General features: G+C 70.3%; 21 protein-coding genes. 13 read left to right on the top strand and 8 right to left on the bottom strand.

All coding sequences use genetic code 11. The features are described from left to right. Positions 1-91: 91 nt before the first annotated feature. Together ABZU52_RS27055 and ABZU52_RS27050 are read right to left on the bottom strand one after the other, a co-directional pair. Positions 92-1,120: a hypothetical protein gene (locus tag ABZU52_RS27055; RefSeq protein WP_354973783.1), complete on the bottom strand. Its 1,029-nt coding sequence runs from the start codon at positions 1,118-1,120 to the stop codon at positions 92-94. Positions 1,121-1,528: 408 nt separating this feature from the next. Next, a complete protein-coding gene (locus ABZU52_RS27050; protein WP_354973782.1) occupies positions 1,529-1,702 on the bottom strand; it encodes a hypothetical protein in 174 nt (57 codons plus the stop codon). A gap of 254 nt (positions 1,703-1,956) precedes the next feature. On the opposite strand from ABZU52_RS27050, the gene ygiD reads away from it, so the two are divergent. Next, positions 1,957-2,838, top strand: a complete 882-nt coding sequence (gene ygiD, locus ABZU52_RS27045; protein ID WP_354973781.1) for a 4,5-DOPA dioxygenase extradiol — start codon at positions 1,957-1,959, stop codon at positions 2,836-2,838. A 229-nt stretch (positions 2,839-3,067) separates the two neighbouring features. Here ygiD and ABZU52_RS27040 read toward each other — a convergent pair whose 3' ends face one another. Further along, complete coding sequence (locus ABZU52_RS27040; RefSeq protein WP_354973780.1) at positions 3,068-3,415, bottom strand: hypothetical protein; 348 nt, start codon at positions 3,413-3,415, stop codon at positions 3,068-3,070. 340 nt (positions 3,416-3,755) lie between these two features. On the opposite strand from ABZU52_RS27040, the gene ABZU52_RS27035 reads away from it, so the two are divergent. The 12 genes from ABZU52_RS27035 (at position 3,756) to hypE (ending at position 13,715) form a co-directional block, all read left to right on the top strand. After that, complete coding sequence (locus ABZU52_RS27035) at positions 3,756-5,165, top strand: hypothetical protein (protein WP_354973779.1); 1,410 nt, start codon at positions 3,756-3,758, stop codon at positions 5,163-5,165. Next, entirely contained in the window at positions 5,162-5,758 is a 597-nt protein-coding gene (locus ABZU52_RS27030; RefSeq protein ID WP_354973778.1) for a hydrogenase maturation protease, read from the top strand. Before ABZU52_RS27035 ends, ABZU52_RS27030 begins: the two co-directional genes overlap by 4 nt. Then, a complete protein-coding gene (locus tag ABZU52_RS27025; RefSeq protein WP_354973777.1) occupies positions 5,751-6,107 on the top strand; it encodes a hydrogenase maturation nickel metallochaperone HypA in 357 nt (118 codons plus the stop codon). The genes ABZU52_RS27030 and ABZU52_RS27025 overlap by 8 nt, the downstream gene beginning before the upstream one ends. Then, positions 6,107-6,646 (top strand): hemerythrin domain-containing protein, encoded by a 540-nt coding sequence (locus ABZU52_RS27020; protein WP_354973776.1) that lies wholly within the window; start codon positions 6,107-6,109, stop codon positions 6,644-6,646. Before ABZU52_RS27025 ends, ABZU52_RS27020 begins: the two co-directional genes overlap by 1 nt. Then, positions 6,643-7,764 carry a hydrogenase expression protein HypE gene (locus ABZU52_RS27015; protein ID WP_354973775.1) on the top strand — a complete coding sequence of 374 codons (1,122 nt, stop codon included), beginning with the start codon at positions 6,643-6,645 and terminating at the stop codon, positions 7,762-7,764. Before ABZU52_RS27020 ends, ABZU52_RS27015 begins: the two co-directional genes overlap by 4 nt. Further along, a complete protein-coding gene (locus tag ABZU52_RS27010; protein WP_354973774.1) occupies positions 7,761-9,560 on the top strand; it encodes a nickel-dependent hydrogenase large subunit in 1,800 nt (599 codons plus the stop codon). The genes ABZU52_RS27015 and ABZU52_RS27010 overlap by 4 nt, the downstream gene beginning before the upstream one ends. Continuing rightward, the gene (locus ABZU52_RS27005) at positions 9,553-10,152 is read left to right on the top strand and encodes a hypothetical protein (protein WP_354973773.1); all 600 of its coding nucleotides are present in this window, start codon (positions 9,553-9,555) and stop codon (positions 10,150-10,152) included. Before ABZU52_RS27010 ends, ABZU52_RS27005 begins: the two co-directional genes overlap by 8 nt. Continuing rightward, positions 10,149-10,784: a DUF5947 family protein gene (locus tag ABZU52_RS27000; protein ID WP_354973772.1), complete on the top strand. Its 636-nt coding sequence runs from the start codon at positions 10,149-10,151 to the stop codon at positions 10,782-10,784. Before ABZU52_RS27005 ends, ABZU52_RS27000 begins: the two co-directional genes overlap by 4 nt. Positions 10,785-10,795: 11 nt before the next feature. Continuing rightward, positions 10,796-11,002 carry a hypothetical protein gene (locus tag ABZU52_RS26995; protein ID WP_354973771.1) on the top strand — a complete coding sequence of 69 codons (207 nt, stop codon included), beginning with the start codon at positions 10,796-10,798 and terminating at the stop codon, positions 11,000-11,002. A 151-nt stretch (positions 11,003-11,153) separates the two neighbouring features. After that, positions 11,154-11,426: a HypC/HybG/HupF family hydrogenase formation chaperone gene (locus ABZU52_RS26990; RefSeq protein WP_354973770.1), complete on the top strand. Its 273-nt coding sequence runs from the start codon at positions 11,154-11,156 to the stop codon at positions 11,424-11,426. A 13-nt stretch (positions 11,427-11,439) separates the two neighbouring features. After that, positions 11,440-12,567, top strand: coding sequence for a hydrogenase formation protein HypD (gene hypD, locus ABZU52_RS26985; RefSeq protein ID WP_354973769.1), 1,128 nt, complete (start codon positions 11,440-11,442; stop codon positions 12,565-12,567). Further along, positions 12,564-13,715: a hydrogenase expression/formation protein HypE gene (hypE, locus tag ABZU52_RS26980; protein WP_354973768.1), complete on the top strand. Its 1,152-nt coding sequence runs from the start codon at positions 12,564-12,566 to the stop codon at positions 13,713-13,715. The genes hypD and hypE overlap by 4 nt, the downstream gene beginning before the upstream one ends. A gap of 66 nt (positions 13,716-13,781) precedes the next feature. On the opposite strand, the gene hypF is transcribed toward hypE, so the two are convergent. From hypF to ABZU52_RS26955, 5 genes are read right to left on the bottom strand one after another with little or no spacing between them, the layout of a single operon-like run. Then, the gene (hypF, locus tag ABZU52_RS26975; protein ID WP_354973767.1) at positions 13,782-16,037 is read right to left on the bottom strand and encodes a carbamoyltransferase HypF; all 2,256 of its coding nucleotides are present in this window, start codon (positions 16,035-16,037) and stop codon (positions 13,782-13,784) included. Positions 16,038-16,070: 33 nt separating this feature from the next. After that, on the bottom strand, positions 16,071-16,736 hold the full coding sequence (locus ABZU52_RS26970; protein WP_354973766.1) for an SIS domain-containing protein: 666 nt from the start codon (positions 16,734-16,736) through the stop codon (positions 16,071-16,073). Beyond that, positions 16,733-16,993 (bottom strand): HypC/HybG/HupF family hydrogenase formation chaperone, encoded by a 261-nt coding sequence (locus tag ABZU52_RS26965; RefSeq protein ID WP_354973765.1) that lies wholly within the window; start codon positions 16,991-16,993, stop codon positions 16,733-16,735. Before ABZU52_RS26965 ends, ABZU52_RS26970 begins: the two co-directional genes overlap by 4 nt. After that, entirely contained in the window at positions 16,990-17,604 is a 615-nt protein-coding gene (locus ABZU52_RS26960; RefSeq protein WP_354967839.1) for an SIS domain-containing protein, read from the bottom strand. Before ABZU52_RS26960 ends, ABZU52_RS26965 begins: the two co-directional genes overlap by 4 nt. A 10-nt stretch (positions 17,605-17,614) precedes the next feature. Then, the gene (locus tag ABZU52_RS26955) at positions 17,615-17,992 is read right to left on the bottom strand and encodes a helix-turn-helix transcriptional regulator (protein ID WP_354973764.1); all 378 of its coding nucleotides are present in this window, start codon (positions 17,990-17,992) and stop codon (positions 17,615-17,617) included. Positions 17,993-18,147 lie beyond the last annotated feature (155 nt).

Below are 18,147 nucleotides of genomic sequence, written 5' to 3'. Positions count from 1 at the left end.
GGCGCCCCGGGGACGCCCGGACCGTCCCGGGTGCGCGCGGCGACGGGGGTCGCGGGCTGCCCAGGCCCACGACCCCCGCTGGTGGCCGGGGCTACTGCTTCCCGGCGCTGATCAGGTACTCCACACCACCGAGGTCGGTCCGCTCCGCACCGCTCGTGTCCGGGCCGAACTGGGTCACGTCGAGCGCGAACTCCTTGTCCGAGGCGACCGCGGCCGCGAAGATGAGGGAGAACTCGACCCGCTCACCCGGTTCCAGCAGCAGGTTGCCGAGGCTGGCCTTCGCCGGTTCGACGACCTCCAGCTGGTTCTTGCCGACCTCGCGTACGCCGGTGCCGACCTTGCCGCCGGCCTGCCACCGCTCGAACAGGGTCGGCCCGAGGTCGACGACGACCCGGCCGCCCACGCCCTGGATCGGCTCCCCCGGCTGCGTGAAGACCAGGTCGTTCTTGGTCGCCACCCGGAGCGAGTTGCCGATGGCGAACGGCCGCACGACCGGCGTCCCGCCCGCGACGAGCCGCACCGAGTCGACGTTGCGCCAGGCGATGTTGTTGTTGTTGCGGGTGTTGGTGCTGATGTCCGGACCCTCGAAGGTCATCGGATCGGTGGGCGACACCCACCTGGCCAGCAGGCAGAAGTGGCCCGGCCCGGGCACCCCGTTCCACGGGATCGTCACGGTCGTGGTGCCGGCGAAGACGGTCACGTTCATCGCGCCGATCTGGGTCCAGTGCGTCGGCCAGACGGCACCGCCACCCGGCGTCGTCCGGTAGACCCGCAGCACGCCGCTGTCGATGCCGGAACCGTACGGGCCGGGGTTACGCAGCTTGACGAAGATGTAGTTGGTCACGCCGACGATCGGGTTCTGGCTGACGGCACACTCGATGGTGGTCGGGCAGACCTTGATGTCGGGGCTGGCCCACAGCGGGTTGAACGAGTGGGGCTGGACGCCGGCATCGGCGGCGACGTCCCGGATGTAGACGTCGGTGCGGGCCGCCGCGGCCTTGTCCTGCCGCGCCTCGACCGGCGCGGCGGCGGCCGTGGTGACCGCCAGCAGGGCGGCCAGCGCCGTGCCGGTGAGCACGGCCAGCGCCGAGCGGCGGACAGCTCTTCCTACGTTGCCCATGACAGGCTTCTCCCATCGTCGGGGGACCGCCGACCCGGCGTTGTCGCCTACCGGGCCGACGCGATGACGTTGTTCAGGAGCGCGGCGCGGCGCGGTTGATACGTCCGGCGGGACCGGTCACCGTCAGATGGAGCGAGGAACGACGAATTAGATGAATGTCGATACTCTCGCCGGCCCGCCCGACGCTGCCGCAGGGTGGTACCCGATGACACGAAGTTCGGCTCGGTCCGAGCCTGCGGGTTGCGGCTGAGGGGAGGAGAGTGAAGATTGAGCAGGGGTGACCGGGATGGACTTACCGGGCGGTGGTGAACGCGAGCCGGACTCCGAAGCCGATCAGCACCGTTCCACTCACCCCGTCGATGAAGCGACGCGTGGCCGGTCGGGAGAACACTCGACGGGCCGCGCCGGTCAGGATGTGCAGGAGGGTGGATCGTACTGGGTCGCCCCGAAAAGCTTTTCGGTAGTGGGAGGATTGGGGATACCGCCTGTGCGTTGAATCGGTTTGGCGCCGAAAACCCGTAGGAAGAAGTTGATCACTTTTTCGACGATCGCCGGGATCGTGTAGCCCACGTTGTAGCTCATGTCGATCGTTAGGCTGGCACCGCGACAGCCGATGTCCCTGGTCCCTGGCGCGGCTGGGAAGAACTGGTCCAGTGCCGACCCCCGCGCGACTCCGGTCGAGACGGTCAGCGCGACGTTGAGCCGAATCGACCAACCCTCCTCTCCCTCCGGGGCCGATCCGGAGTTCGCTGTCGACCGGCCGTCAGGGGTCTCTACTCTGAGGATCTACCCGACACTTCAGGTGACGCTCGACGGCAACTCCGGAAGGGCCCGACGTGACCGCAGAGACCCCCGGCGGCTCAGGTGCACTGATGCCCGCCGCATTCATCGGCCATGGCAACCCCATGAACGCTCTCGAGGTCAACCGATACACCACCTCGTGGAAGGCGTTCGGCGCCGCGGTGCCGCGGCCCCGTGTCATCCTGGTCATCAGCGCGCATTGGTACACCAATGCCACCGCCGTCACCGCGATGCCCCGGCCGCGGACCATCCACGACTTCTACGGCTTCCCGCAGGCGTTGTTCGAGGTGCAGTACCCCGCGCCGGGGCTGCCCGAGCTGGTTACGGAGATCAGCGACGCCGTTCACCCGACCTGGGTCGGTGCCGACCTCGACAGCTGGGGCATCGACCACGGCACCTGGTCAGTCTTGACGCACGCCTTCCCGGACGCCTCGGTCCCGGTCGTACAGCTCAGCATCAACGCCGACAAGCCCTTGGACTACCACATCCAGCTCGGCGCCAAACTCGCTCCACTGAGACAATGCGGAGTGCTCATCATCGCCAGCGGCAACGTCGTGCACAACCTACGCGGCATGGACTGGAAGCTGACCGACGACGGCTACGACTGGGCCCAGCGCTTCGACGAGGACGCCAAGACCCGCATGTTGACCAATCCGGGCGAGTTCGCGACGCTCGACACCCACCGCGACTTCCGCCACGCGGTGCCGACACCGGATCACTTCATTCCCGCGCTCTACCTCGCCGGTCTCGCCGCGACCGCCGACGCACCGGACACCGACGTCCTCGTGGACGGCTACGCCTACGGATCGTTGTCGATGACGGCTTACACCCTCGGGCTGCCCTGCCCCGATACAGCTGGCGAAGGCGGATCCCCACAGCCGCCCGACGACCTGCCGCCCGACGGCTCGAACATCTAGGGTGAGCCCGCACCGGCCCGGCGTGCGCTGGCCACCAGGCTCGGCTTCACCCAGGTGGTCGAGCCCGCGGAACTCCGGCCCGCGTTGGACGACCTCACACGAGCCTGGGTGCCGACGTGGTCTGTCGTCGCTGAGGAACGTCCTCAAGGAACTCGACACGGGCAAGAGCGAACACGCCAAGGTGCTGATTGATCCGAAGCAGAAGGGCCAGAACTGACCTGGCGTTCGGCTACATCCAGATGTACTCCTCAGCGATGGCGCCGTCGCGCCATTTCGCTACTGTCACCATCCGGCTGCCGTCTTCCAACTCGCCCACCACGCAGGTCCACTCTCCCGACCCGAACCCGATGGGGTGCGACTTGATCTGGACCGGCCTGCCCCCGGTGCTCTCGGCGAACGCCTCCATGGCGTCGATGTGCTCCTGGACGCCGTGAGTCTGCGGTTGCCCTTTCAAGTCCACGAGCACATCATCCGTGTGGTAGCGGGCGAACACTCCGTTCCAGTCCGCCGGGTTCCACCCCTTGAAGTCCAGTTCGTCCATGCTCTTCAGGTTGCGGGTGACCTGGTCGTCGCTCATGACACGATTCCCTTTCAAGGCCCATCGGCGGGACGTCCCAGAGCAAGCCTATGGAAACGTACGGGAGCTATCCGGCGAATCGCGGCGCCCGTTGCCTCAAGTCCGTGATGTGGCGACCTTCCTCGATCAGCTGCCAGCTCCAGCAGTCCCGTACCGAGAATGCTGGCGCCGTTGCTGGTAGCCGCTGATCTCGATGTCTACCGCCGGGTCACCTGGTCCGGTGAGTGCGCTCGGCACCTACCGACGGCACGCACTTACGGCCGCCTGGTGGGACGGGTTAGACCAGGGTGACCGCTTGCCGCAGCGGGTTGCGAGCAGGCCCTGAAGGGGGTTGAGCACCGTGCCGACCGATCGCCCCAGTTCCCGGATCGATCGCGCCGAGGCGGTCGCGGACGCGATCCTGTACGAGGGCTATCTGCTCTATCCCTATCGGCGCTCATCGGGCAAGAACCGGGTCCGCTGGCAGTTCGGGGTCCTGGTGCCCCCGACCTGGGCGGCGGCGCACGGCCTGGTCGACAGCGGCGTGGCCGGCTCCGCGGAGTCGCCGTGGCAGCAGACCGAGTGCCTGCTGGAAGCGCCAGACCCGGCAACCGTCCGGATCCGGCTGCGGTTCCTGCACCTGCAACACAAGCTGACCGAGCGGCGGACGGCCGGCGGGTACCGGCCGGTCGACCGGATCGAGGTCGGTGGCCGCACGGAGCTCAGCTTCGACGAGGCGGTGCCGCGGGAGTTCGATATCGAGGCGTCGGTGGGTGACCTGCGGCGGGGCCGCCGGCTGGACGTCCGGGTGCCGGGTGGAGAGGACGTCGAGCCGCTGGTCGACGACCGGGGCGAGCCGGTCGGGCGGGTGGTGCGCCGGCGCTGGCCGTTGTCCGCGTCGGTCACCGTCTCCGCCGCCCCGGCCGAAGCGCCGTTCCCCCTGCTGCGGCTCGCGATCCGCGTCGAGAACACGGATGGGACCATCCCGCCGGACAGCCCGCGGGACGAGACGTTGCGCCACTGCCTGCTGGCGGCCCACACGCTGGCCACGGTCAGCCGGGGGCGGTTCCTGTCCCTGCTCGACCCCCCGGAGTGGGCCCAGCGCGCAGCCCGGGAGTGCCGCAACGTGCACACGTTCCCGGTGCTCGCCGGCGAAGCTGGCAGCGCCGACGTGCTGCTCTCGTCGCCCATCATCCTCTACGACCACCCGCGGATCGCACCGGAGAGCCCGGGTGACCTGCACGACGCGGCCGAGATCGACGAGATCCTCTCGTTGCGGACGCTCACGCTCTCCGACGCCGAAAAGCGAGAGGCGCGGGCCACCGATCCCCGGGCCGCCGCGATCGTCGACCGGGTCGAGGCCATGCCGCCTGCGGTGTTCGAACGGTTGCACGGCGCCATCCGAGCCCTGGCGCCCGTACGCCCGGGTGGCGATGCCGCCCCCGACCCGCAACGGCCGTGGTGGGAGCCCGGCGCCGATGACCAGATCGCGCCGGAGACCGAGTCGGTGCTGGTCGCGGGCGCTCTGCTGGCGCGGGGCAGCCGGGTCCGGTTACGGCCCCGCCGGCGGGGCACGGACGCCCACGACATGTTCCTGGAAGGCCGTACCGCCCGTGTGGAGCAGGTGCTGCTCGACGTGGACGGGTCACGATTCCTGGCCGTGACGGTGGACGACGACCCGGGCGCGGAGCTGCACCAGTGGTACGGGCGGCTGCGCCACTTCCGTCCCGAGGAGGTCGAACCCTTGACCGGAGAGGTGGCGACCCCGTGAGCGGCGCCGTGAGCAGCCCCGACGGCGGACGGATCCTGGTCGCCGGCATCGGCAACATCTTCCTCGGCGACGACGCGTTCGGCGTCGAGGTCGTCCGGCGGCTGAGGGACGCGGTCCTCCCACCAGGGGTGGATGTGTCCGATTACGGCATCCGGGGGATGCACCTGGCCTACGATTTGCTGGACGGTCGCCACGACGTGCTGGTCCTGGTGGACGCGTTGCCGATGGACGAACCGCCCGGCACGTTGGCCGTACTCCAGGTGGACCTCGACGATCCGGGCTGGACGCTACGGCCGGCCGACGTGCTGGACGCGCCCGCCGCCGACGCGCACGGCATGGATCCCGAGTCGGTGCTGCGCCTGCTGCGCGGCCTGGGCGGGAGCGTCGACCGGGTCCTCGTGGTGGGTTGCCGTCCCGCGGTCCTCGACGAGCGCATGGGGCTGTCGGCTCCGGTGGCCGCCGCAGTCGACGAGGCGGTCCGGACGGTGACGGGCATTTTGCGGGAGGCAGCCGCGCGGCTGGGGCGCGGCGAGGGGCCGGCACCAGGCACGCCCGCAGACGGCAGCGAACGGGGGGTGAGCACGCATGCATGAAACGGGTCTGTCCGAGGCGATCGTGGCGGCGGCGGTACGGCGGGCCGCCGGCCGCCGGGTCACCGGGCTGCGGGTGCGCATCGGTGGCCATCCGGTCGACCGCGACGTCGTCACGCAGGGCATACAGCTGGCCGCGGCCGGCACGGTCGCCGCGGACACCGCCGTCGACCTGGTGCTCGAACCGATGACGGTGGCCTGCAACGGCTGCGGCCGCAGCGGGCCGGTCGACGACCACCTCGCGATGGTGTCCTGTCCCCAGTGCGGGGGCGTCGACATCGACGTCACCGGCACCGACGACGTCGTACTGGAATCGATCACGGTGGACAGCGCCGGACGGGGGGCGGCCTGATGGACGCCACGGAGTTGCTCCGGCACGACCACCGCGTGGTGGAACAGCTGTTTCGGGACTATCAGGCAGCGGAATCGGACGCGCAGCGCCGCGGCGTCGTGGAGATCCTCATTCGCGAGCTGTCGAAGCACGCCGCGCTGGAGGAAGTTCTCTTCTACCCGTTCGCCGCGAAGGTCCTGGCTGATGGCCAGGTCGACCGGCACCTCTCCGGGCACCGGCCGATCAAGGAGTTGCTCCTTGAGCTGGACCGCGGCCGGACCGGTGATCACGCGCGGGACGAGCTGATGGAGCGGCTGGCGTCCGCCGTCGCCCGGCATGTGCAGGACGACGAGAACGAGCTCATGCCGCAACTGTGCGCCCGGGCCGACGAGCAGGCCCTCCGCGAGCTGGGTCAGGAGATCGACCACGGCAAGCAGCGGGCCCCGACGCGCCCGCACCCGCACGCGCCGGACAAGCCGCCGGCGCTAACCCTCGCGGCGCCGGTGGCGGCCATCTACGACCGGCTGCGGGATCGGATGCAAGGGAGGCCACTCACATGACGCAGGGCACGGGCGACACCGCGATGATTCCGCAGGAGAACGGGTTCGACGAGGTCACCATTCTCTGGATCTCCGAGGGCATGAGTTGTGACGGAGATACCGTGTCGATGACGGCCTCCGGTCAGCCGGCGATCGAGGACGTCGTGATCGGGCTCATTCCCGGTCTGCCAAAGGTCAACCTGCACAACAAGGTGTTGTCCCCGGCGGCCGGCGGCGAGGAGTTCCTGGCGCCGTACCGGAAAGCGGCTCGTGGGGAGATGACCGAGCCGTTCATCCTCGTCATCGAGGGTTCGGTCCCGAACGAGAACATCAACGGCGACGGGTACTGGACGTCGTTCGGCAACGACGAGACCACCGGTGAGCCGCTGACCGTGAACTGGTGGATCGACCAGTTGGCGCCGAAGGCGTGGGCGGTCGTCGCCGCCGGTACCTGCGCGACGTACGGCGGCATCCACGCCATGGCGGGCAACCCGACCGGCTGCATGGGCCTGGCCGACTATCTCGGGTGGGACTTCCGGTCGCAGGGCGGCCTGCCGATCGTCAACGTGCCCGGCTGCCCGATCCAGCCGGAGAATTTCATGGAGACCCTGACCTGGGTGCTCTACCACGCCGCCGGCTCGGCGCCGCCCCCGCCGCTGGACCACATGCTGCGGCCGCAGTGGCTGTTCGGCAAGACCGTGCACGAGGGCTGCGACCGGGCCGCCTACTACGAGCAGGCCGACTTCGCCAAGGACTACAACTCGCCCAAGTGCCAGGTGAAGATCGGCTGCTGGGGGCCGGTCATCAACTGCAACGTCCCGAAGCGCGGCTGGATGGGCGGCGTGGGTGGCTGTCCCAACGTCGGCGGCATCTGCATCGGCTGCACCATGCCGGGCTTCCCCGACAAGTTCATGCCGTTCATGGACATGCCTCCCGGTGGCAGCCTCTCCACGCTGATCATCAAGCCGTATGGCGCCCTGATCCGCCGCCTGCGCAGCATCACCAACGCGACCGCCAACAAGGAACCGAAGTGGCACCACAACGGTCCTGAGCTCACCAGCGGCTACAACCCCCGGTGGCGCCCATACGCTCCAGCAGATCCCCGTCGACAGGCGGCAATGGAAAGGAACAAGCCGTGACCGCGACGAATCCGAAGCCGGCCGTTGGGCAGGAACCCAGCGAACTGGTGGAGATGGCGTGGGATCCGATCACCCGGATCATCGGCAACCTTGGCGTCTACACGAAGATCGACTTCACGAACCGCGTGGTCGCCGAATGCCACACCACGTCGTCGCTGTTCCGCGGCTACTCGGTGTTCATGAAGGGGAAGGATCCGCGGGACGCCGGCTTCATCACCAGCCGGATCTGCGGCATCTGCGGCGACAACCACACGACCTGCTCGGTGTACGCGCAGAACATGGCGTACGGCATCAAGACCCCGCCACTGGCCGAGTGGATCATCAACCTCGGCGAGGCCGCCGAGTACATGTTCGACCACACTCTCTTCCAGGACAACCTCGTCTTCGTCGACTTCTGCGAGGCGATGGTCAAGCAGACCAACCCGAGTGTGCTCGCCCGGGCGGAGAAGACCGCCGCGCCCGGCCGGGACATCCACGGTTACCGGACGATCGCGGACATCATGCGGGCCTACAACCCGTTCGAGGGCGAGGTCTACAAGGAGGCGCTGAAGGTCAGCCGGACGACCCGGGAGATGTTCTGCCTCATGGAGGGTCGGCACGTCCACCCGTCGACGGTCTACCCCGGCGGCGTCGGCACCATGCCGCAGCCGTCGCTGTTCACCGACTATCTGAGCCGACTGATCAGCATCCTGGACTTCGTGAAGAAGGCCGTCGCCCTGAACGACGACATCTTCGACTTCTGGTACGAGGCGCTGCCCGGCTACGAGGAGGTCGGCCGACGCCGGGTCCTGCTCGGCTGCTGGGGCGCGTTCCAGAACCCTGATGTTGTCGACTACCGGTACGAGACCATGACGAACTGGGGACGAGCGATGCACGTCTCGCCCGGCATCGTCGTCGACGGCAAGCTGCTCACCACGGACCTGGTCGACATCAACCTCGGCATCCGCATCCTGCTCGGCAGCTCCTACTACAAGGACTGGGTGGGCGAGGAGGAACCTTTCGTCAACTACGACCCGCTCGGCAACCCGGTCGACATCCGCCACCCGTGGAACCAGACCACCCTCCCGGATCCCGGCAAGCGCGACTTCGGCGACAAGTACAGCTGGGTGATGAGCCCCCGCTGGTTCGACAAGAACACCGGGGACCATCTCGCGCTGGACACCGGTGGCGGCTGCTTCGCCCGGCTGTACACCACGGCGCTGGCGAAGATGGTCGACACCCCGTACGTCAAGTCGACCGGGCAAAGCGTGCTGATCTCGCTCCCGAAGAGCCAGACCCTGCCCGAGATGACGCTGGAGTGGAAGATTCCAAAGTGGTCGAACGCCCTGGAGCGGGACCGCTCGCGGGCCTACTTCATCGCGTACGCGGCGGCCATGTCGCTGTACTTCCTAGAGCGGGCGATGGAGCGGATGCGCGCCGGGGACATGCGGGTCTTCACCGAGTTCGACGTGCCGGACGAGGCCATCGGGTGCGGCTTCCACGAGGCCGTACGGGGAGCCCTGTCGCACCACCTCGTCATCAGGGACCGCAAGATCGCCAACTACCACCCGTATCCGCCTACGCCGTGGAACGGCAGTCCCCGCGACAGCTACGGCACCCCGGGGCCGTACGAGGACGCGATCCAGAACATGCCGATCTTCGAGGAGAGCGGCCCGGACAAATTCAAGGGCGTCGACATCATGCGGGCGGTGCGCAGCTTCGATCCCTGCCTGCCGTGCGGGGTGCACATGTACGTCGGCGGCGGCAAGACCCTCAAAAAGATCCACTCGCCGATGTTCGGCGCGTCGCATGGGTGAGCAGCCGGACATCCCGCGGCTCGACGATGCCGCCGTCGAGCCGCGGCTGGCCCGTCTGGACGCCGTGCTCGCCCAGCTCGAGCAGACCCCCGGCCGCACCGCCGAGCTGGCGCTGGAGGCCGTCGAGACGCTGACCGAGGTGTACGGCGAGGCGCTGGCCCGGGTCACCGACCTCGCCGCCGGCAGCCCCCGCACGCTCGACCAGCTGACCGGCGACGAGCTGCTGCGGCACCTGCTGCTGCTGCACCGCGTCCATCCGGATCCGCTGGACCGGCGGGTGGCCCGTGCGGTGGACGACCTCCGGCCGCAACTGCAGGCGCAGGGTGCCGAGATCGCGCTGATCGGTGTTCAGGACGAGGTGGCGCGGATCAGCCTGTCCGCCAGGTCGTGCGGCGGTGGCGGCGCGGCCCTGGGGGATCTGGTGCGGGAGCAGGTGCTGACGTTCGCGCCGGAGCTGTCCGCCGTCGACGTGGTGGCGCCCGCGCCGGCTCCGGCACTGATCCCGGTCACCGCTCTGTGGCAGCGGCCGGACCGGCCCGAGGCGGCGACGACGCGCGCCGCAGGGCCGCTGGCGTTGGGTGGCGCGACATGACCGCGGGCGCGCTGCAGCGGGCGATCCGCCGCGCCGGGCAGCGCGCGGCCACGGTCGACCGCTGCGGCATGTGCGCCGGGCCGGTCGGCCCCGAACACCGGCACGTGTGGGACGAGCAGGACGGGGAGCTGATGTGCGCCTGCACCCCGTGCTCCCTGCTGTTCGAACGCGAAGCGGCCGGCGGCGGCCGGTACCAGCTCCTCCCCACCCAGGGCAGGCGGTTGACCGGGCTTTCCGCCGACGAGCTCGGCGTGCCGGTCGGCCTGGTGTTCTTCGTGAAGCAGCGGGACGGCCGGGTGCTCGGGCACTACCCGAGCCCGCTCGGCACGACCGAGTCGGAGATCGATGCCGGCGCCTGGCGGGCCATCGAGGCGCGCTCACCCGCGCTGGCCGAGCTGACGCCACGGATCGAGGCGTTCCTGGTGTGGACCGGCACGCCGCACGGCGGCGGCCAACAGCGGTACGGCGGCGGCCAACAGTGGGTGGTGCCGCTCGACGACTGCTTCCGGCTCGTGGCGCTCATCCGGCAGCACTGGACGGGCATGTCCGGGGGAAGCGCGGTGTGGCGGGAGATCGCGCAGTTCTTCGACGATCTCGGCCGACGGCATGGTCGGCCGTCTGGTAACGACTGATGGAGGGAACGGTGATGGGCGAGATCCGAGTGGGCGATCCCGATGTCGAACTCGACGCGCCGGCGCACACCAAGGGCGTCGAGGAGGGCAACTCGCGGAGAAGGAAGCAGTCGGGCCATCACGATGACGGAACGGTGGACGCCCGCCGCTCGACCGGCATCCGGCCCAAGAAGCACGGCCCGATCCTGCCGATCATGCCGAACCTGCCGCCGGGCTGAGCCGGCGTGGCCCGAAGGAGGTGAGCTGTGCGAAAGCTGTTGGCGTTGGTGACCGGCGTCGCCGTGGCGGGACTGTTCTGGAAGGAACTTCCCGCCCTACGGCGCTACATGAAGATCGAGAGAATGTGACCGGGGAAGGACGAACGCGCCGATGTGCCTAGGAATCCCCGGCGAGATCGTCGAAATCAAGGCCGGCCGCGACGACCTCGCCATCGTGGACGTCGTCGGCGTCCGGCGGGCGATCAGCATCGGCCTGCTCGGTCAGGATCAGGTAGGCATCGGAGACTGGGTGCTCGTCCATGTCGGGTTCGCCATGTCGAAGATCGACGAGACCGAGGCGGCCGCCACGTTGGCGATGCTGGCCGGCCTCGGGCAGGCGTACACCGACGAGCTGCAGGCGCTCGCCGAATCCGACATCACCTAGGAGCGGTGGTTCCATGCGTTTCGTCGACGAGTACCGCGACGCGGACAAGGCCCAGGCGTTGGCCACCCAGATCGCCGCGTTGTGCGAACCGGGACGGCAGTACAAGTTCATGGAGGTCTGCGGCGGTCACACGCACACCATCTACAAGCACGGGATCGAGGACTACCTGCCGGAGCAGGTCTCCCTCGTGCACGGGCCGGGATGCCCCGTCTGCGTGATCCCGATGGGCCGGATCGACGACGCCATCGCCCTGGCCCACGAGCCGGACGTCATCATGACGGCGTTCGGCGACATGATGCGGGTGCCCGGCGGCACCGGCTCGTTCCTCGACGCCAAGGCGGCCGGCGCGGACATCCGGATGGTGTACTCGCCGTTGGACGCGCTGAAGATCGCCAGGAACAACCCGGACCGCCGGGTGGTCTTCATGGCGATCGGGTTCGAGACCACCGCACCGTCGACCGCGGTGACCGTGCTGCGGGCGGCAGCCGAGGGGATCGACAACTTCTCGGTCTTCTGCAACCACGTCACCATCCTTCCGGCGATCAAGGCGATCCTCGACTCACCGGACCTGCGACTCGACGGGTTCCTCGGGCCCGGGCACGTCTCCACCGTCATCGGCTGCCGACCGTACGAATTCATCGCCCGCGACTACGGCAAGCCGCTCGTATGTGCCGGGTTCGAACCGCTGGACCTCCTGCAGTCGATCTTCATGCTGCTCAAGCAGCTCGCCGAGGGCCGCTGTGAGGTGGAGAACCAGTACACCCGGGTGGTGCCCTGGGACGGCAACCTGCGGGCGCTGGAGGCGATCGGCCGGGTCATGCAGCTGCGACCGTACTTCGAGTGGCGCGGCCTCGGCTTCATCTCGCACTCGGCGCTGCGGATGCGGGACGAGTACGCGGCGTACGACGCCGAACGGCTCTTCGACGTGCCCGGGGTACGGGTGGCCGACCCGAAGGCCTGCCAGTGCGGCGAGGTGCTCAAGGGGGTGCTCAAGCCCTGGGAGTGCAAGGTGTTCGGCACCGCGTGCACGCCGGAGACCCCCATCGGCACGTGCATGGTCTCCTCGGAGGGCGCGTGCGCGGCCTACTACAACTTCGGCCGCTTCACGCGGCAGCGGCTGACAGAGGCGGTCCGGGCATGACGACCGAACGCACCGCCGGGTGGGCCGAGCGCGCGGTGGCCGAGGCGGAGGCGACGACCGAGCGCGAGCCGGCGCGGCTGTCGCCGGAGCAGCAGGTGCTGAAGCGCATCGAACGGGCCCGCCGGCGCGCGCCGAAGATCCGGGAAAGCCGGATCACGCTCGCGCACGGCGCGGGTGGGAAGGCGACGCACAGCCTGGTCGAAGGGCTGTTCGTCGAGGCGTTCCGCAACCCGACGCTGGAGGCGCTCGAAGACGCCGCCGTGCTCTCCGTGGGCACCGGCCGGCTGGCGTTCACCACCGACTCGTACGTGGTGTCGCCGCTGTTCTTCCCGGGCGGGGACATCGGCGACCTCGCGGTCAACGGCACCGTCAACGACCTCGCGGTCAGCGGCGCCCGGCCGCTGTACCTGTCGGCCGGGTTCATCCTGGAGGAGGGCTTTCCCGTCGCCGACCTCCGGCGGATCACCGCCTCCATGGCCGCCGCCGCGGCGCGCGCCGGAGTCCAGGTCGTCACCGGCGACACGAAGGTGGTGCAGCGGGGCAAGGCCGACGGCTGCTACGTCAACACGGCCGGCGTCGGGGTGCTGGAGCGGCCGCTGAGCCTGGGCGCCGCGCACATCCGCCCGGGGGACGCGGTCGTCGTCTCCGGGCCGATCGGCGACCACGGAGTCACCATCATGCTCGCCCGCGGCGAACTGGACATCGCCGCCGACCTCGCCTCGGACACCGCGGCGCTGCCCGGACTGGTGGACGCCCTGCTGGACGCGGCTCCCGGGGTACGGCTGCTGCGCGATGCCACCCGCGGCGGTGTGGCGACCGTCCTGAACGAGATGGCGCAGGCGGCGCGGGTCTCCGTCATCGTCGACGAGGCGTCCGTACCGGTGCGTCCGGCCGTGACCGGCGCCTGCGAGCTGCTCGGCATCGACCCGCTCTACGTGGCGTGCGAGGGACGCCTGGTCGCCGTGGTGGACGGCACGCAGGCGGAGGCCGCTCTGGCGGCGCTGCGCGGCCACCCGCTCGGCGAAGGTGCGGCGGTCATCGGCCGGGTCGCCCCCGACCCGCCCGGAATGGTGCTGCTCAGGACCGCGTTCGGGGGCACCCGGGTGGTCGACATGCTGGTCGGCGACCCACTCCCCCGCATCTGCTGACGGCGGTCGCGGGGCCAGCCGGCGGGCACGGCACGCGCCGTGGCCACCGCTGATCGCGCCGCGAGGTCAGCCGGCCGGTACGGCCCGTGCCGCGGCCACCACGGCCTGGCCGAGCGAGATACCACCGTCGTTGGGTGGCACCCGCGAGTGCACCAGCACCCGGAAGCCGTCCCGCTCCAGCCCGCTCACCACCCGGTCGAGCAGCAGCACGTTCTGGAAGACCCCGCCGGAGAGCGCGACGGCGGTCAGGCCCGTGTTCTCCCGGACGGCTCCGGCCGACCGGACCACGGCGTCCGCCAGGCCATGGTGGAAGCGCGCGGCGATCCGGCCAGGATCCACGCCGGCGAGCAGGTCGTCGACCACGCACCGGATCAGCCCGCGCCCGGCCTCCAGCAGCGGCACGGGGCCGCCCGCCTCAACCGGGTATCCGCCGCGCTCGTCACGGTCGGCCCGCTGCTCCAGGGCGATCGCGGCCTGCCCCTCGTACGTGACACGGTCGTGCAGGCCGAGGAGCGCCGAGACGGCGTCGAAGAGCCGGCCGGCGCTGGAGGTACGCGGCGAGTTCGTCCCGGTCCGCGCCAGCGCCACCACCGCGGGCCACTGCCGCTCGTGTCGGCGCAGCACCGGCAGCTCCGGTACGGCGTCGCCGTAGATCTCGTCGAGGTAGGCCGCCGCCATCCGCCACGGTTCGCGTACCGCCGCGGCCCCACCCGGCATCGGCAGCGCGCCGAGGTGACCGACCCGCTCGAACCCGGTGAGGTCCGCGACGAACAACTCCCCGCCCCAGAGGGTGCCGTCCGGGCCGTACCCGAGACCGTCGAAGGCGACGCCGATCACCGGGCCGGGGTCGCCGTTGTCGGCCAGGCAGGACGCGATGTGGGCGTGGTGGTGCTGGACGCCGAGCAGTTCGACGTCATCGCGCTGCAGGGCGTACTTCGTGGACAGGTACTCGGGATGCAGGTCGTGGGCGACGACCTCCGGCCGGACGTCGAAGAGCCGGGTGAAATGCGCGATGCCGTCGGTGAACGCCCGCAGCGTCTCGTAGTTCTCCAGGTCGCCGATGTGGTGCGACACGAACGCGCGCCGTCCCTTCGCCACGCAGAAAGTGTTCTTCAGCTCCGCGCCGCAGGCCAGCACCGGCCGGTCGAACCGCCACGGCAACGTGATCGGGGCGGGCACGTAACCGCGGGACCGCCGGACCGGCAGTTCCCGGCCGCGGAACACGCGGACCACCGAGTCGTCGGTCCGGACGTGGATCCGCCGGTCGTGCACGAGGAAGCCGTCGGCGATCGGCGCGAGCCGCCGACAAGCGTCGTCGTCGCGGTGCGCGATCGGTTCGTCGGAGACGTTGCCGCTGGTCAGCACGATCGGCATACCCAGCCGCCCAAGCAGCAACTGGTGCACCGGCGTGTACGGCAGCAGCACCCCCAGCTCGCGGTTGCCCGGCGCCACCGACCCGGCGACCGGGGCGTCGGCGCGGCGGGGCAGCAGCACCACGGGACGGCGGGCGCCGGTGAGCACCGGCTCGGCCGCCGCCGCCACGTCGACCAGGGTGCGCGCCGCCGGCAGGTCGGCGGCCATCACGGCGAACGGCTTCTCCTCGCGGTGCTTGCGGGCGCGCAGCGCCGTGACGACCCGATCGTCGTCGGCTCTCGCGGCCAGGTGGTAGCCGCCGAGGCCCTTGACCGCGACGATCCGGCCGTCCCGCAGCCACCGTACGGCGGTGTCCAGGGGGTCACCGGGGACCGGGGTGCCGTCGGCGGTGACGAACCGGAGGGCGGGACCGCAGGCGGGACAGCACACCGGCTCGGCGTGGAAGCGGCGGTTCCCCGGGTCGGCGTACTCGGCGGTGCAATCGGCGCAGAGCGGGAACCCGGCCATGGTGGTGGTGCGGCGGTCGTACGGGACGTCCGCGACGATCGTGAACCGCGGGCCGCAGTTGGTGCAGTTCGTGAACGGGTAGCCATGGCGCCGGTCCGCCGGGTCGGCCAGCTCGGCGAGGCAGTCCGGGCAGGTGGCGGTGTCCGAAGAGATCAGGGCGTCCCGGCCGGCGCCGGTGACGCTGCTGACGATGGCGAAGCCGGGCCGGCCGGTCGGCGGGACCGGCTCGGTGGTGAGCCGCTCGACCTCGGCGAGGGTCGGTGCCCGCCGGCTGAGGTCGGCCACGAAGGCGGCCAGCCGTTCCCCGTCCCCTTCGACCTCCACGAAGACGCCCGCCGTGTCGTTGCCGACGAAGCCGGCCAGGTCGTACTCGGTGGCGAGCGCGTGCACGAACGGCCGGAAGCCCACCCCCTGCACGATGCCCTCCACGCGGACGTGCACCCGCCGCACGCTGGCCAGGACCATGACGACCGGTCAGAGTTCGTCGGCCAGCGCCTGCTGGGTGAGTTCCCAGAGCACGTGGTAGACCGTCGTCTGCGCCTCCTGGACCCGGTGCACCGATGCCGACGGCACCACGAACAGGTGGTCGACGAACTCGGACTCGGCCATCCGGCCGCCGTCGTACCCGGCGAGCCCGATGGTGATCATGCCGCGCCGGGACGCCTCCTCGAATGCGCGCAGCACGTTGTTCGATCCGCCGCTGGTAGACAACCCCACCGCGATGTCCCCGGCCCGACCGAACGCCGCCAACTGCCGGGCGAAGACCACCTCGAACCCCACGTCGTTGGAGAGTGCGGTGATCAACGCGACGTCGTCGGCCAAGGAGATGGCCGGCAACGGGCGGGCGACCGCCGGTGGGTGCAGGAACAACTGCGTGATGTCCTGCGCGTCGGTGCTGCTGCCGCCGTTGCCGAACGCGAACAGCGTGCCGCCGGCCCGGAAAGCCGCGGAGCACCGGCGGGCGCAGGCGACCAGCTGCTGCCCGTGCGCGGCGACAAGGGATTCGCGCAGGGCGACGATCTCCGCCGCCTTCGCCGCGGTGGACTGCGCCACCTCGGCGAGCACCGCGTCCACGTCGGTCGGCCGAGTGCCCAGGAACGGGTAGAGCGCCCCGATCGCGCCCTCGACCCCGGCGCTCACAGGGCCACCTCCGTTCGCGACCGCTTCTCCACCATGGCGATGGCCTCCTTGGCGTGCACCAGCACGATGTCGCCCGGTCCCGCCTCGACCAGGGCCACGCTGACCTCCTCCGGCCCGGCGTCCGTGTCGACCACGGCCAGGCCACCGGCCAGCACCTCTCGTACCCGGACGGCGACCGCCGCGTCGGAACAGGTGATGCACGCGTCGTCGTGGCACTCGGGCACGGCCCGGGTCGTGGGCAACGGCTGCGGGTTCACCGGACCAGCTCCGGCTCCAGCAGTCCGGGCTGCTCGAACAACACGTGCACCAACTCCCACAGGATGTGATAAATCGTCACGTGCACCTCTTTGACGATGCACGGGTCCTCGGAGCGGGCGACGACGACGTGGTCGGCGATGGCGTCCCGAGCGATGTCACCGCCATCGCCACCGAGGAGCCCGACGGTGAGGAGACCGAGATCGCGGGCCGTCACCAGACCCCGCCGCACGTTGGTGCACCGGCCATCGGCGGACAGGCCGAGCGCGATGTCCTCCGGGGCGGCGAGCAGGCGCAGCTGAGCCGCGAACACCTCGTCGAAGCCCTCCGCCCGGGCGATTCCGGTGAGGGTGGCGGCGTCGTTGGTCAGCGAGATCGCCGGCAGGGCTCGCTTGCCCACGATGACCGGGTGAACGAACTCCACCACGATGTGCTGGGCGTCGGTCGCTGGCCCGCCGTTGCCGAAGACGATCAGCTTTCCGCCACGATGAAAGCGTACGGCCATCTCGTAGCAGGCCCGGGCGATCTGCGGCGCGTCGCCGGCGAGCGCCTGCGCCGGTGCCACCCGGCGGGCGAATGCGCGGCCAACGGCCGGCAGCACAGACGACTCCATGCTCCTCCGTTCAGGGTCGGGCAGGGACGTACCGGTCGGCGCCGCCGGGATGCGCCCGCTGGAAGGCGCCCGCCGAGCGGCGCAGACAGGCGCCGATAACCTGGTCGAGCTGCGCCAGCTGGACGATCCACGACCGGAGATCATCACGGCCCTTGGCGGTGAGCTGGTAGCACCGGCGGGCCGGCCCCGCTTCGGCGGTCTCCCACCCGGATACCAGCGACCGGTCGCGTTCCAGGCCGCGCAGCACGCGGTAGACATGGCCGGATTCCACATCGGCCAGTCCCAGGTCCCGGAGCCGGTCGATCAGGTCGTACCCGTGACCGGGCCGCTCGAAGATCAGGAGCAGGAGGAACGGATGCAGCAGACCACGCAGTTCACGTCCGTGCATGCCAGTCCCTTCTCGGCGCAGGGCACCACCTCGCCAGCAGCTAAACACACTTTCCTCCCAAACGCGGCGGAATGCCCGGTTCGGGGTGGCGCCAGGAGCAGCGCCGCGGGGGGGGGGCCGCTGGGAAAAAACCAAAACCCCCGCGCCCGGGCCGT

Source organism: Micromonospora sp. NPDC005220 (genome assembly GCF_040607895.1).
GTDB lineage: Bacteria > Actinomycetota > Actinomycetes > Mycobacteriales > Micromonosporaceae > Micromonospora.
The sequence above is the reverse complement of the archived record's forward strand: the minus strand, read 5'-3'. Positions and strand labels throughout refer to the sequence as shown.

Excerpts from the sequence above, each read along its gene's own strand:
- ABZU52_RS27055 (WP_354973783.1), bottom strand. The coding sequence starts at position 1,120 with ATGGGCAACGTAGGAAGAGCTGTCCGCCGCTCGGCGCTGGCCGTGCTC.
- ABZU52_RS27050 (WP_354973782.1), bottom strand. The coding sequence starts at position 1,702 with ATGAGCTACAACGTGGGCTACACGATCCCGGCGATCGTCGAAAAAGTG.
- ABZU52_RS27040 (WP_354973780.1), bottom strand. The coding sequence starts at position 3,415 with ATGAGCGACGACCAGGTCACCCGCAACCTGAAGAGCATGGACGAACTG.
- ABZU52_RS27025 (WP_354973777.1), top strand. The coding sequence starts at position 5,751 with ATGCATGAAACGGGTCTGTCCGAGGCGATCGTGGCGGCGGCGGTACGG.
- ABZU52_RS27020 (WP_354973776.1), top strand. The coding sequence starts at position 6,107 with ATGGACGCCACGGAGTTGCTCCGGCACGACCACCGCGTGGTGGAACAG.
- ABZU52_RS27015 (WP_354973775.1), top strand. The coding sequence starts at position 6,643 with ATGACGCAGGGCACGGGCGACACCGCGATGATTCCGCAGGAGAACGGG.
- ABZU52_RS27005 (WP_354973773.1), top strand. The coding sequence starts at position 9,553 with ATGGGTGAGCAGCCGGACATCCCGCGGCTCGACGATGCCGCCGTCGAG.
- ABZU52_RS27000 (WP_354973772.1), top strand. The coding sequence starts at position 10,149 with ATGACCGCGGGCGCGCTGCAGCGGGCGATCCGCCGCGCCGGGCAGCGC.
- ABZU52_RS26990 (WP_354973770.1), top strand. The coding sequence starts at position 11,154 with ATGTGCCTAGGAATCCCCGGCGAGATCGTCGAAATCAAGGCCGGCCGC.
- hypD (WP_354973769.1), top strand. The coding sequence starts at position 11,440 with ATGCGTTTCGTCGACGAGTACCGCGACGCGGACAAGGCCCAGGCGTTG.
- hypE (WP_354973768.1), top strand. The coding sequence starts at position 12,564 with ATGACGACCGAACGCACCGCCGGGTGGGCCGAGCGCGCGGTGGCCGAG.
- ABZU52_RS26960 (WP_354967839.1), bottom strand. The coding sequence starts at position 17,604 with ATGGAGTCGTCTGTGCTGCCGGCCGTTGGCCGCGCATTCGCCCGCCGG.
- ABZU52_RS26955 (WP_354973764.1), bottom strand. The coding sequence starts at position 17,992 with ATGCACGGACGTGAACTGCGTGGTCTGCTGCATCCGTTCCTCCTGCTC.